At 64.4% G+C, this 13,617-nt stretch carries 9 protein-coding genes; 4 read left to right on the top strand and 5 right to left on the bottom strand.

The genetic code is table 11. The features are described 5' to 3' along the window. Positions 1-220 precede the first annotated feature (220 nt). Positions 221-595 carry a hypothetical protein gene (locus tag CBI38_RS37890; RefSeq protein ID WP_162603241.1) on the top strand — a complete coding sequence of 125 codons (375 nt, stop codon included), beginning with the start codon at positions 221-223 and terminating at the stop codon, positions 593-595. A 60-nt stretch (positions 596-655) separates the two neighbouring features. Then, entirely contained in the window at positions 656-2,662 is a 2,007-nt protein-coding gene (locus CBI38_RS16325; RefSeq protein WP_230989861.1) for an ATP-binding protein, read from the top strand. Positions 2,663-2,836: 174 nt separating this feature from the next. Here the strand turns inward: CBI38_RS16325 and CBI38_RS16320 are convergent, their stop codons facing one another. Further along, a complete protein-coding gene (locus CBI38_RS16320; protein WP_230989860.1) occupies positions 2,837-3,736 on the bottom strand; it encodes an SDR family oxidoreductase in 900 nt (299 codons plus the stop codon). 241 nt (positions 3,737-3,977) lie between these two features. Between CBI38_RS16320 and CBI38_RS16315 the strand changes: the two genes are divergently transcribed. Further along, entirely contained in the window at positions 3,978-5,276 is a 1,299-nt protein-coding gene (locus tag CBI38_RS16315) for a PucR family transcriptional regulator (RefSeq protein WP_109330357.1), read from the top strand. Between the two features lie 178 nt (positions 5,277-5,454). On the opposite strand, the gene CBI38_RS16310 is transcribed toward CBI38_RS16315, so the two are convergent. From CBI38_RS16310 to CBI38_RS16295, 4 genes are all read right to left on the bottom strand, one after another. Continuing rightward, a complete protein-coding gene (locus CBI38_RS16310; RefSeq protein ID WP_109330355.1) occupies positions 5,455-6,219 on the bottom strand; it encodes an enoyl-CoA hydratase/isomerase family protein in 765 nt (254 codons plus the stop codon). A gap of 15 nt (positions 6,220-6,234) precedes the next feature. Next, the gene (locus CBI38_RS16305; protein WP_109330353.1) at positions 6,235-7,668 is read right to left on the bottom strand and encodes a phytoene desaturase family protein; all 1,434 of its coding nucleotides are present in this window, start codon (positions 7,666-7,668) and stop codon (positions 6,235-6,237) included. Continuing rightward, entirely contained in the window at positions 7,665-9,530 is a 1,866-nt protein-coding gene (locus CBI38_RS16300; protein WP_109330351.1) for a DUF3556 domain-containing protein, read from the bottom strand. The genes CBI38_RS16305 and CBI38_RS16300 overlap by 4 nt, the downstream gene beginning before the upstream one ends. A 98-nt stretch (positions 9,531-9,628) precedes the next feature. Continuing rightward, complete coding sequence (locus CBI38_RS16295) at positions 9,629-11,107, bottom strand: class I adenylate-forming enzyme family protein (RefSeq protein ID WP_109330349.1); 1,479 nt, start codon at positions 11,105-11,107, stop codon at positions 9,629-9,631. 319 nt (positions 11,108-11,426) lie between these two features. Between CBI38_RS16295 and CBI38_RS16290 the strand changes: the two genes are divergently transcribed. Further along, the gene (locus CBI38_RS16290) at positions 11,427-13,607 is read left to right on the top strand and encodes a thiamine pyrophosphate-dependent enzyme (protein ID WP_418328341.1); all 2,181 of its coding nucleotides are present in this window, start codon (positions 11,427-11,429) and stop codon (positions 13,605-13,607) included. The last annotated feature ends 10 nt before the right edge of the window (positions 13,608-13,617 follow it).

Below are 13,617 nucleotides of genomic sequence, written 5' to 3'. Positions count from 1 at the left end.
GATTGCTTTACTGCGTCCCGTACTGCCGGCGCCGACGAACCGACGACCAGCGATCCATCTACCATCGCAAACCGATCGAATCAGACTGCAGGTGGCTGGGGCACTGCCACACCGGGCAGTGCCCCAGCCGAGTCACCGCGCGGCCGGAGCACTTGCGGCGGCACTGGTGTGATTGCTGATGCTGATGGTGCGGCACTGGTCACCGAGGGCCGCGCCAGCGATGAGTATTGCGCTGACGATGAAGATCAGAGAGAGGCCCCAGGTGGAGTGGGTCGGGGAGAGCCTGACCATGGTCAGAGCAGGACCCGGAAGCCGCGCGCAGGTGGGCTGGACGATGCCGACGGTGAGGATGAGTGCAAGCCAGATGAAGAAGACCGGTCGGTCGGTGTTCAGGAGCCAGAAGAAGGGGGAAGGCCAGACCAGCCACATACCCGGCGCCGATCAGCATGATACGTCGTGTCCCGGCGCTGTCGCAGAGCCGTCCGGCGATGGGGATGGTCACGAGCGCGACGGCACTGGCCAGGCTGATGCCGAACGCGCCGACCTTCGCGGCGACGTCGCGGAACTCGGAGATAGGACAGCAAGAAGGTCTTGAAGATGTAGCTGATGCAATTGAGGCCGATGGTGGACACGGCGACGACGGTCAAACGGGGCCGTGGCGAACCGGTTGGGCGAGCAGATCGATTCCAAGCATCCGTGCGGAGCGGAGAAGTCGCGATCAGTCTCGTACAGGCAGACCGTTCTGCGGACGTGCCCCAGTGTCCGCATCCTTGCCACCAGCCGCGAGTCGCTTGATATCCGCGGTGAGATGGTGGTTCGCGTACCTCCGCTGTCGCTGCCGGAACTCACGCGATCGACGTGGTCTCTGCGTGAGATGTCGCAATATGACGCGGTGATTCTGTTCGCACAGCGTGCGGCCAGCGCAGTGCCGGGTTTCACGCTCACCGAGGACAACATCAGCGTGGTCGCTGACATCTGTCGGCGGCTGGAAGGTCTACCTTTGCCGATCGAACTGGCGGCGGCAAGATTACGGGCGATGTCGGTAGAGCAGATAGTGGAGCGTCTCGGCGACCGACTCCGACTCCTCACACTCGGCGGCAGGGGAACGCCGACACGACAGCAGACGTTGAGGTTGTGCATCGACTGGAGCTACGACCTGTGCTCGTCGCGGGAGCAGTGGTTATGGGCCCGGCTGGCCGTGTTCGCCGGTGGTTTCGAACTCGACGCTGCGGAGGGAATCCTTGCGTCCGACACACCAGGAGAGTTGCTTGACCTACTCACGTCTCTGGTCGACAAGTCCGTCTTGATCCGTGAAGAGGTCGGCTCGGTGGTGCGGTATCGACTACTCGACACGATTCGCGAATACGGACGAGAAAAGTTGCACGAAGTGGGCGGATACACGGACCTTCAACGAAAACATAAAGATTGGTACGAGCGACTCGTGTTACGGGCGAAGGCTGAGTGGATCGGTCCGCAGCAGGTGGAGTGGATCGCCAGACTGGAGCGAGAGCAGCCGAATCTGCGCGACGCAATGGAGTTCTCCCTCAGCAAGGACGGTGAGGCGGAGGCCGGCATTCGAATTGTCACCGCGATGTATCAATTTTGGTTCGTCCGTGGACTGTTCAGCGAAGGCCGCCACTGGCTTGATCGTGCACTCGCGAGTAGGGAGGAGGACCAGCGCCCGTTCGACCGCATCGAAGCTCTGTGTACCAGCAGCGTGCTGGCCGCATTACAGGGCGACGTTACTGCCGGCACCGCATCGAAGGATCAGGCACGCGCTCTGGCTGATCGGATCGAAGACTCGAACCTCGACGCCTTGGTCGAATTCGCGGAGGGCTGCCTCGCAGTCTCGAGCGGAGAGCTTCGGCAGGGAATTACCCGCCTCGAGAAGGCAATCGTCGTCTTCCGTGCCGAGAACGACCTCAACCAGCTGGTCCCGTCGTTGGTGTGGCTGGCGCTCGCTTATGAGATGGTAGGAGACATCCAGCGGGGTAGGACGAATTACGAGGAACTCATCGCGATGACGGAGTCGCGGGGGGAACGTATCTGGCGAGCAATGGCGCTGTGTGACTACGGGTTCACTTTGTGGCAGCACGGCGATCGCGGGCGTGGGACTGCACTCCTCGAGGACGGTCTACGACTGTCACGGATGGTAGGTAGTCAACTGAGCTACGCCTGGGCCCTCGAGCAATTCGCGTGGACCGATGTCGAAGAGAGACCGGAGCGGTCCGCGGTGCTGCTGGGCGCCGCAGACGAATTGTTCAAGGCTATCGGCGGTCGCGCCCCTGATCTGACAAGTATGGCCACGTTGCACGAGAAGTCTTGGCAGAACGCTTGGACATTGCTCGGCGACAAGGCATTCGAGTCCTCGATTCAAAGAGGCGCAGCGCTGAGTGCGGACGAGGCGGTAGCCTATGCCTTGGGTGAACGCCCGCGGACCGAAGCGCCCGCGGCAAGTGGCGCAAACTCCGCCCTGACCCGGCGCGAGCAACAAGTAGCCGAATTGGTCGCCGAAGGACTGAGCAACAGGGCTATCGCTGACCGGCTCGTAATTTCACAACGCACCGTTGAAGGTCACGTAGAGCACGCCCTCGTCAAACTCGGCTTCACCTCGCGCACTCAACTTGCTGCCTGGGTCCACGAACAGAAACCCGATCGCTGACCCACCTCGTCGCCGGACTGCGCCGATCTTCGTGCGAACTGTCAGGACCATGAGTAGGGGCGCTCCGCGCTTGTGAGTGGTTAACGAGTCTCTGCACTCGTTAACCACTCACGGGCGGCGCAGCCGCTGGACTGCAGGTTGTTCAGCAGGGTCGCGGTGATCCGAGCACCGATGTCACGCGAAACTACTGGTCCGCGGGACGGCCTGGCCGGTGCGGTGGAACGCATCCGAGCTGTCGGAGGTCTTGGGTTCGTCGACGAAGATGTCGATGGTCAATGGAGCGTTTCCGCCGTACGTCGTGAAGTCGGTGACACCGGCTTCGGTGAGCACTTCGACGTCGAGGACGGTGCGACCGTTGTCGGTGCCCGCGGGACGGCCGAGTAGTTCGATTGCAGCGTCGGCCATGATTTCGGGGGAGCGTGAGTGTCGCAGGCTTTCGGATCCGCCGAGTAGGTTCCCGACCGCTGCTGTCGTGATCATGGTCTGCGGCCACAGGCAGTTGCTGGAGAAGGGCATATCCGCGTGTTCAGCCGCGATACCCAACGCGGCCAGCGTCATCCCATACTTGGCCAGCATGTAGCCCGGGTGGGCGCCCAGCCAGTATTTCGACATATTGAGCGGCGGTGAGAGCGTCAATACGTGCGGGTTTTCAGATTTCCGTAGGTACGGAAGACACGCCTGGGTCAGCGCGAAAGTGCCGCGCACGTTGACTTGTTGCATCAAATCGAACCGCTTCAGGGGCAGTGCCTCGGTCCTCGAGATGTCCAGCACGCTCGCATTGTTGACGACGATGTCGATGCCGCCGAAGTTGTCACGGGCAGAATCGACGACTCGGGCGATATCGTCGGCGTTGCGGACGTCGCCCACCACCGGGACAGCGTGTCCGCCCAACTCGGCCAGTTCCGCGACGGCGGTGTGAATCGTTCCGGGTAGTCGGGGGTCAGGGGTATCGGTCTTGGCGAGCAGGACGATGTTTCCGCCGCGGCTCGCGATTGCCTGGGCGATAGCAAGTCCGATGCCGCGACTTCCTCCGGACATGACGGCGGTTCTCCCACGGAAGCTCTTGTCGTTCATCGTGATCCCTTCATCGTTGGCGCTGCGGCCGAGCCCCCTTCACGATAGGGAAGTCCTGTGATGGTGACCACGTCCGCGAAGAATCAAGAATGAGGCGTTGTTTGTTCTCATCGGACAAGCTCGTGTCGGACGGGTGAGGGCCGCAACTGCCGGTTGGACAGAAAGGTGCAGGTGTAAGCGCTGATTGTGACTTTCGAGGCGATTCGTCATGCGTGGGAGGTAACTGCTCTATTGTCTTCGCATGGCTTCACACGACGAGCGCACCGCGCTGTTGGTCGCAAGAATCGCAAGCTCGCTCAACCGGCGGTTGGTGTCGCTGACGGCAGACATCACCGACGTGTTGTACACCGAGATACCCGACTTGCGTGCCGATCGGCAGTTGCTCGAACTGCTCGGGGCGAGTGTCGAAGGAAACCTCGACACCATCTTTCACACGCTGCAGCACAACATTGCGCCGGAAAATCTGGAGGCGCCGGCCGCGGCGATGGAGTACGCGAGACGCCTTGCTCAACAGGGGGTTCCGGTCAATGCGCTCGTACGCGCATATCGACTCGGGCAGACCAATCTCCTCAAATTGGTCTTCGACGAGTTGGGTGGGGAAGCGGTTGAGCCGGAACTGGGCGTTCCAGTGCTCGAGCGCATCATCACCGTGATGTCGGTGTACATCGACAGGGTGTCGCAGCAGGTGGTCGCAGTCTACGAGCGTGAACGGGAACGGTGGTTGGCCCACCAGAGTAGCGTGCGTGCCGTCCGAGTTCAGGAAATATTGGCGGGCAACGAACACCCGGATGCAGGGGCCAGCGCTGCCCTCAACTACGTCCTCAATCAGAATCACCTGGCGGCGATCATTTGGGCCCCCGATGCCGGTGCAGGAGACATGCTGGCCAAGATCGAATCGGCTGCACACGACTTCTCCGGGTTCATGGGGGCAGTGACCGATCCACTGTTCGTGGCGGCGGACCGCGTCACCGGATGGGTATGGGTTCCCCTCGGTACCCGCTCGGCTCCCCGGCGAGATTACAGTGAGCTGCGCGAATTCCTTCACGACCGTCATTCGGAACTAGTTGTGGCTGTCGGTGGAATAACCTCCGGCCCCGAAGGATTCAGGCAGTCCCACGCGCGCGCCCAACGCGCACGAGCGCTTGCCATCGCTGCGGGAAAAAACGCCCCCGTCGCAATCGCATACGACGAACCGGGAGTGTCGACCGTCGCGATGCTCACCGAGGACCCCGCGGCTACCCGGACGTGGGTACAGAGCGTCTTGCGCGGCCTGGCGGCGGACAATGAGAACGCGGCCCGCCTGCGCGAGACCGTGCAGGTCTACCTCGCGAACAATCTCAGCAATGTTGCGGCCGCGAAAGTTCTCGACTTGCACTACAACTCAGTGAAGTATCGGGTGAAGCGCGCCGCGGAGGAGCGGGGGGAGGATTTCACTCGGGACCGCCTGTCCGTCGAACTCGCCTTACTCGTGTGCCAATGGTTGGGACCGGCTGTCCTGACACTGGATCAGGCGAAGGGTGGGCACGTGGGTGGGCAGTGATGCCAGGGGCAGCTGGTCCCGCTTCACTTCGAGGGCGTATCGACCTCCGGTTGCGTCCCGGTCGGCGAGTCTGTGCCTGTCCGCGGTGGGTGGCCGGAATTTCTCACGGCCTCGTCGAGGGTGATGTAGCCATCGCAGGACAGTCCGGCTGCCGTGAGAAGCGCTGCGTAGAGACGATTCAGCATGGTGTGTCGGTTCCTCTTCGTGAGTGTCGTTGGTCGTGCGCATCGGCACCGCAGGATCGCTGCGGCCTGCGATTATCCTTGCCGGCGCGACGACGCAGAACTGCGGCGCCGATCCCGTCCGGGCGCGGACGTGTCGTTGCCAGTGCACGCGCCAACCGCATGGCCTCCGGCAATACTTCGTGCGGATGAACGATCCGGTCGATAATTCCGCACCGCAGGGCGGTCTCCGGGTGGAGCGTGTCTCTGAGGGAAACCGACTCGAACCGGAGTCTGCCGCCAAGTGCACCGGAGCGGAAATTGCAGTCCTCGAATCGCCGCACTTCTCGGGGCCCGAGGGTGGCGTGGGAACTGACTATGGCAGCGTTACACGCCAGGACGAGATCGAGGCCTCTGCCCGAGGCCGAACCGTTCACGGCTGCAATCACAGGCTTGTCGATCTCGTGGCGAACGAAGCCGGCAAAGCCCCATTCCGGGTGTCCGGGTGCGTCGATACTGTGCCCGGCGGACAATGCCGCAACATCCGCGCCGGCACAGAAGGCGTCTCCTGCGCCTGTGATGATGCCGACTCGAAGATCGGGAGAACGAGCCAGGGTCTCCATCGCCGCGGCGACCCCGGCTGAGACCGCCGCGTCGACGACGTTACGCAAGTCGGGTCTATTGAGAGTGATGACTGCGACCGACCCGCGTCGCTCCAGGAACGCCGCACCACGGTGATCGCTTCTTCCGAACTGCTCGACCGCCTTGTCCTTCCTGTTCAAGCGCAGTACCTGCGGCTACAACACATCGTCGCCGTGTCTGCGCAGGTAACGCAGTGCGGATTGGGCGGCGTTGTATCCGCTCATTCCATGGGCGCCGGCGCCCGGCGGCGTTGACGCCGAGCACAAGTAGGTTCCCGCTACGCCGGTGCTGTAAGGGTCGAGGGCGATGCGCGGCCGGAGTACCACCTGGGTCTCGGTGTTGGCGCCGCCGATGATGTCGCCGCCGACATAGTTGGCGTTCGACTGGGCAAGTTGTGCGGGCCCACTGCTTACCGTCGCGACGACGCGGTCGCGGAAGCCGGGGGCGAACCGTTCGATCTGCGCGGTGATCGCCGACGTCGCATCGCCCGTGTACCCGTGCGGCACATGTGCGTACGCATACAGCGGGTGCAGATTCCCTTTCGATCGGCCGGCGTCGGCGAGATACTGCTGCCCAACGAGGACGAACGGCCGCTGTGGCATCCTGCCGGATGAGACATCCTTTTCGGCGGCCGCGATTTCCGCGAATGTGCCACCGAGATGCACGGTTCCGGCGCGGCCGCAGTCGGGGTCGCGCCAGGGCACCCCGCCCTCGACGGCGTAGTCGACCTTGAATGCCGCCGGTCCGTGCCGGAACCGGCGATACGCACGCGCGACTCTCTGTGGAATCTGCTCGCCGAAGATGCTCAGTGCGGCGGACGGTGACAGGTCGAGCAGGACGACGTCCGCGGGAGGAATGTCGGCGATACTGTCGACCCGGACACCTGTGGCAATCTTCCCGCCCCAGTCGGTGAGCACGGCCGCCAGAGCGCTGGTGATCGACTGCGATCCCCCTTCGGCCACCGGCCATCCGTAGCGGTGGCCTGCGGCGATGATCATCAGGCCGACTGCGGACGTCGCTGGACGGTCGAGCCGGTAGTACGCGTGCGCGGCCACACCCCCGAACAGTGCCCGGCCCTTCTCGGTGCGCCACCACCGGGCAGTAATGCCGGCCGGCAGCAGCGCCCGGGGCCCGAAGCTCGCCAGCTTCAGCGGATGACGTGGAATGTTCACGATCGGACGCATGAGGTCGGCGGCGAGATCGTCGAACCCGTCGGCAAGGTTTCCGAACATCCGCTGCCAGCGAGGCCCGTCGGCCCCGAGGCCGGCGGCTGTTTCGTCGACGGAGCGGTGCAGAAGGCCTGCTTCCCCGCTGTCGAGCGGATGCGCGCAGTCGACGTCGGCCCACCTCCAGCTCAGGCCGTAGCGTTCGAGGTCGAGCGTCTGCAAGTACGGCGACCCCGCTCCCATGGGGTGGAACGCGGAGCACTCGTCGTGCAGAAGCCCCGGAAGGGTGAGTTCGCTCGAACGGGTCCCGCCGCCGATGGTGTCGGCCGCCTCGAGGACCTGGACCTCGACGCCGTGCCGGGCGAGGTGGACCGCGGCAGCGAGCCCGTTGGGCCCGCTGCCGACCACGACCGCTGTGCTCACTGCCGCACTCCTGTGCCTGCGTCATCGTGATACGGCGAATCAGCTTGCCTGCTGCGCATTCCCGGTTCCGGCACGGTTCCGGGATCGGTGAGTGCCCGGTCGGCGTCGATGTCCAACGTCCACTGGACGTCGAATGGGATGGGACCGTTCGGCAGCCACGGTTGCTCGGCGATGGCGTCTGACACCTTGTAGGTTCCGCGTTCGATGACGCCGAGGGCGGCGTCGATCACCTTGTACTCTTGGATGCCCTTGTGGATGGGCTGCGATTCGATCCACGCGATCAGGAACTCGCCGGGCGCGAAGTTGCAGCGCCGCTGAATGGCCGCGATGAGATGCTCGTTGTGGAGGTGCCCGTCACCGAAGTTGAAGGCCACCAGCGAGTTACAGCTGAACTCGGCCTCGCGCAGCGAGTAAGTGTCGATGTCGTCGCCGAGGTGGCGACTCATCAGCGACAGCAGAGCGCGGCCCTGGCTGTGCATCGACCGCCAGCCCAGCAGTTGGTGCATCACGACGTCGGCGACCTCGGGCGGGTACGTCGCGAGTAGCTGAGTCCGGGTGTTCTGGCTGGGGCGCTTGATGAACTGGTCGAGCTTGTCTTCCGCGCCCGGCGCGAACGCCCAGGTGGCCGAGGCCCAGTTGCCGGCGTACTGCCGCATCGAGGGCAGGAACGAGACGAGGTCGGGGCGCAGATTGCCGAGGATCGGGAAGAACACCAGCGCGGCGATGATCGCGGCGAGCAGTAGCGGTGAGGAGAAGTCGCCCAGCCCGTAACCGGCGGCGTTGGGGAATCCGAGGAACAGGAAGACTGCCGCGTAAGCGAACAGCAGGTTCCATTCGAGGGGCACTGCGAGCGGGAACGTCGACAGGATGAACAGGTGGAATGCGACCATCAGTGCAACAGCGAGCAGGGTAACGGTTCCATTTGTGGTGAACAGCAACACCAGTGGCGTCACCACCTCGACGACGGTGCCCAGGACGTGGGCGACACCGCCGGCGACGATAGACGGCCGCAGGTCGTTCGGGAAGCTGCGGTAATGGGCGCGCTTGATCGTCTTCGACGGCAACCAGGGTGTGTTGGACAGCATCGGGGGCACCACCATCGAGAAGTGGTGGCCCAGCTTCGACATGCCGGCGCCGACCCACACCGACACGATGAGCAGCTTGAGCGCGACGATCATGTCGACGAACGGAAGAACACCGAAGAAGACGACGGCCGGGAAATACTGCTCGCCGCGGGCGGCGATGAAGATGACCTTGTCACGCAACCCGATCACGACGAGCAGCGCGATCAGAGGCAACAAGAGGGTGGGGTTCACCAGGCCGTGATTGCCGGGCAGTGCCGCGTCGATGGACGGTGTGTGGACACCGGCGAGCCCGAGTGCGAGGACGATGTCGACCAAAATCGCGACGTAGACGACAACGTCGAAGATGGTGCGAGAGTCGCCGGCTGTCAGTGGCACCTTCCCAGGCCAGGGTGGTAGGCGGATGGTGCCCGGCCGGAGCCAGAACAGAGCGCCACCCATCATCGGCTTGAAGTGGCCGGCGAGTGGCCCCCAGGAACCGCCCACGCCGATGGTCTCGATCAGCAGCGTCCACAGTATGAGCTTCTGGTACACGATCGGTGCGTTCCACCACGCGCCGATGTCGAGCACGTTGTAGCCGGAGGTGAATGTCGCGATGGACAGTCCGGCGCCGATGTAGAGGACCAGCAGTTTCAGAATGTAGATGGTGTGCACCATCTTCGGGGTGCCGAAGCCGTAGTCGACCCAGTGCGTCGACATGGCGCGAATGCGGTCGAAGAAGGGACGGTCGAGGAATGTTGCGGGGTCTACTTCGGGAAAGTTCCCGGTTGTGAATCCCATCGGAAGTCTCCTGGATAGGGCGGGCGGGGGTAGGGGTCATCGCCTCGGGTGTGGCCCGAGTTGCGACGGGTGCCGTGGTGGCGGTGAGAGCGGGTTGCTCAGCCGCGAGCAGTGGTGGACAGGCGGTGCCGGCTGCGCAGTCCGGGTTTGTCGATTTTGCCGACGGGGTTGCGGGGCAAGGCGTCGACGACATGTATAGCCACGGGCAGTTTGACTTTCGTGAGCCGCTCACGGAGGTGGTCGGTGAGCTGTCCGTCGGTCACGGGGCTGTCGGGATAGGGGACCACGTAGGCGACGGGTACCTCGCCATACACTTCGTGAGGTGCGCCGACCACGGCTGCCTCGAGGACGCCGTCGTGGGTGGCGAGTGCGTTCTCGATCTCCTTGGGGTAGATGTTCTCGCCGCCCCGGATGATCATGTCCTTGATCCGGTCGACGAGGGTGAGGTAGCCGTCCTCGTCGAGTCGACCGACGTCGCCCGTGTGGAGCCAGCCGTCGACAACGGTCCGGTGTGTCTCCTCGGGACGCCTCAGGTAGCCGTGCATCACGTTGGCGCCGCGGATGACGATCTCGCCGACAGTTCCCGGTGGCAGCAGGACGCCGGACTCATCCATGATCGCAAGGGTCTGCCCGGGCAGTGCGGGCCCGACGGTGCCGAGTTTGCGGACGCCGCCGGGTGGGTTGCACGCCGACGCGCAGGTACCCTCGGTGAGCCCGTACCCCTCGACGATCACCAGGCCGAAGCGCTGTTCAGCGCGTTCGAGCAATTCCTTGGAGATCGGGGCGGCTCCGCAGACTCCGAACCGCAACGACGACGTGTCGGTGACAACCTCATCGGGTTGGGAGACGAGCAGTGCGTAGATTGTCGGGACTGCGGAGAAGTATGTCGGCCGCAGCCGGGCCACGTCGTCGAAGAACCGGGCCGGGGAGAACCGGCCGGTGACACTCAGTTGCCCTCCGGCCAGCATCGGAGCGAGGAAGCTGACACAGATCGCGTTGACGTGGAACAGCGGCAGGATGAGCAGGCAGTGGTCCTCGGCGGTGAGCGAAAGATGCTCGGCAAGTGATGAACTCATGAACTGCAGGTTGTCGTGCGTGAGCATGACGCCTTTGGGTCGCCCCGTCGACCCCGACGTGTAGATCAGTAGCGCGACGTCGCTGCCCGCCGGGCGGAAGTCCAGGGCGGGCCCCGAAGGCAGGGAGGTGTGCATCTCGTCGACCGCAATCGACGGACGACCGGCGCTCGGAGCGTCCGGTCCCTCGTTTACGACCAGCGCGGCGTCGGCGTCGGTGATCTGGTACTCCGCTTCGGCGGCGGTGAAGGTGGGGTTGACCGGTGTGGCGGCCGCACCCAGCCGCCACGCCGCCATGAGGACGATGAGCAGCTCCACCCGGTTCGGCAGCATCACCGCGACGACGTCACCCTCGCGGACCCCGCGTTCGCTCAGTTGCGCCGCGAACGCATCCACCCGATCGGCGAACTGCCGGTACGTGAGGTCGCTGTGGTCGTCGCGCAGGCACGGTGCGTCGCCGTGTGTGGGCGCGAGGTCCCAGGTGAAATAGCCGATGTCGGACACTGTTTCGATCCCTTCGTTGCCGTGTGATTCACGACACTATGCGCGGGGACGGTGCTCCGAAATATTCCGCGAGGCTCGAGTTCGCGCCCGGTTTTGTCCGCGGCGGACAAGACCGGATCTGGAGCGAGGCACGGCGCGTAGTGAGTGGTGCATGCGCGGATCATCGACAATGACGCATGAAGGCGCCCGTGACATGCATACCCTGGTGAAGGGACACGCGTCCCGTCAGACCGCCCCGCGGACGAGGACGACCTGCCTGTCAGGAGCCGGATACATGGCCGAACAGATCGATGACTACTTCACCACCACCATCAACGAGATGGTCGGCGCGGTACCGATGGGGGAACGTGATCGCGACGGAGCCGTGGAGGCACAGTCGAGCCTTTCCGTGCAGGACATTCTGGACTTGTTCGATTCGCAATTGGGCAGCCGTCATCTCGATCTCGCGGCGCGCTGGTTACGCTCGAAAGGTAAGGGCTTCTACACGATCGGCTCATCCGGGCACGAGGGAAACGCCGTCGTGGCCCGCGCCCTCCGTCTGACCGATCCGGCGTTGCTGCACTACCGCTCCGGTGCGTTCTTCCTCGAACGCGCCCGGCAAGTGCAGGGCAGCGACCCGCTGCGCGATGTGCTCCTCGGCGTCGTCGCCGCCGCCGAGGAACCGATGTCGGGTGGCCGGCACAAGGTGTTCGGTCGCCACGACCTCAATATCATCCCCCAGACCTCGACGATCGCATCTCATCTGCCGCGTGCGGTCGGCGTTGCCTTTTCCCTCGCGCGCGCCGCCAAGCTACACGTCCCCTCACCCTGGCCCGACGATGCGATCGCAGTGTGCAGTTTCGGAGATGCCTCGGTCAACCACTCGACCGCGATCGGCGCCATCAACACCGCTGTCTACTCGGCGTTTCAAGGCCTTCCCATTCCGCTGCTGTTCGTCTGCGAAGACAACGGCATCGGGATCAGCACCAAGACCCCGGCAGGGTGGATCGGCGCCAACTTCGGGAATCGTCAAGGGCTCGAGTACTTCACCGTCGACGGATCGGATCTGCCGATGGCCTACGCCACCGCGCAGCGTGCCGCCGACTGGGTCCGCAGGAACAGGCGCCCGGCGTTCCTGCATCTGCGCACGGTGAGACTGATGGGCCACGCCGGATCCGACGTCGAAGCCGCCTACCGCACCACCGGCGAGATCACCGCAGACTTCGACCGAGATCCGGTGCTGTGCACTGCACAACTGCTGATCGAGCGCGGGCATCTCAGCCCGAACGAGGTGCTTGCGCTCTATGAGAAGAAGCGCGCAGAAGTCATCGGACTCGCACGGCACGTGAGCGAGCTACCCCAACTCGATAGTCCCGCCGCAGTGATGCGACCACTGAGGGAGGGCCTCGACGAAGCGATGGCGGCCGAACCGCGACGAACCCACCTCGCTCGCCGCGCACACATCTTCGGCGGCCCGCTACCCGAAGAAGAGGGCCCACTGACCCTGGCCTCGTCGATCAACCGTGCCCTGCTCGACGTGCTCATCGAGTACCCGGAGTCGCTGATCTTCGGCGAGGACGTCGCCCGGAAGGGCGGCGTCTACGGGGTCACACGCGGGCTGATGAAGAAAGTCGGGGTTGCCCGCGTCTTCGACACCCTCCTCGACGAACAGGCGATTCTCGGGCTTGCACTCGGCGCGGGAGTCTCCGGGCTGCTGCCGATCCCGGAGATCCAGTACCTCGCGTACCTGCACAACGCCGCCGACCAGATCCGCGGTGAAGGCGCGACCCTGCAATTCTTCTCCGATCGTCAATACCGCAACCCCATGGTGGTGCGTATCGCCGGTTACGGGTACCAGAAGGGATTCGGGGGGCACTTCCACAACGACAATGCCGTCGCAGCGTTACGTGACCTCCCCGGCATAATCATCGCCTCCCCGGCCAGGCCCGACGACGCCGCGGCCATGATGCGCACCTGTGTTGCGGCCGCCCACAGCGCCGGCGCGGTGTGCGTGTACTTGGAACCGATTGCCCTGTACCACACCAGGGATTTGCACGAGGACGGCGACGAGCAGTGGCTCGCCCCCTACCCGGATCCACTGAAGGGCGCCGAGAATTTCGTACAGATCGGGCGGGCGCGCACCTATGGCAAGGGAACGGACCTGACCATCGTCACCTTCGGTAACGGGGTGCACATGAGCCTGCGAGTGGCGCGTCGCCTCGAACGAGCCGATATCTCGACCCGGGTGGTGGACATGCGGTGGCTCGCGCCGCTGCCGGTGCCGGACATCGTCCGCGAGGCGAACGCCACCGGCCGAGTCCTCGTCGTCGACGAAACCCGGGCAGCGGGTGGGGTGGGGGAGGGCGTCGTCATGGCATTGGTCGACCAAGGCTTCACCGGCCGCCTCGCCCGGGTTGCGAGCGAGAACAGCTTCATTCCCCTCGGCGACGCCGCACTCGAGGTCCTGCTGTCCGAAGACACGATCGAGGCCGCGGCGCTCGAAGTGGTGCGGGGGCGCTGACTCCCCGCAC

Origin of the sequence: Rhodococcus oxybenzonivorans, assembly GCF_003130705.1 — a bacterium.
GTDB lineage: Bacteria > Actinomycetota > Actinomycetes > Mycobacteriales > Mycobacteriaceae > Rhodococcus_F > Rhodococcus_F oxybenzonivorans.
This window is presented reverse-complemented; position numbering and strand designations above follow the sequence as displayed.

Bases quoted from the DNA above. Each gene is read 5' to 3' on its own strand.
- CBI38_RS16290 (WP_418328341.1), top strand. From the start codon at position 11,427: ATGGTCGGCGCGGTACCGATGGGGGAACGTGATCGCGACGGAGCCGTG.
- CBI38_RS16300 (WP_109330351.1), bottom strand. From the start codon at position 9,530: ATGGGATTCACAACCGGGAACTTTCCCGAAGTAGACCCCGCAACATTC.
- CBI38_RS37890 (WP_162603241.1), top strand. From the start codon at position 221: ATGAGTATTGCGCTGACGATGAAGATCAGAGAGAGGCCCCAGGTGGAG.
- CBI38_RS16315 (WP_109330357.1), top strand. From the start codon at position 3,978: ATGGCTTCACACGACGAGCGCACCGCGCTGTTGGTCGCAAGAATCGCA.
- CBI38_RS16320 (WP_230989860.1), bottom strand. From the start codon at position 3,736: ATGAACGACAAGAGCTTCCGTGGGAGAACCGCCGTCATGTCCGGAGGA.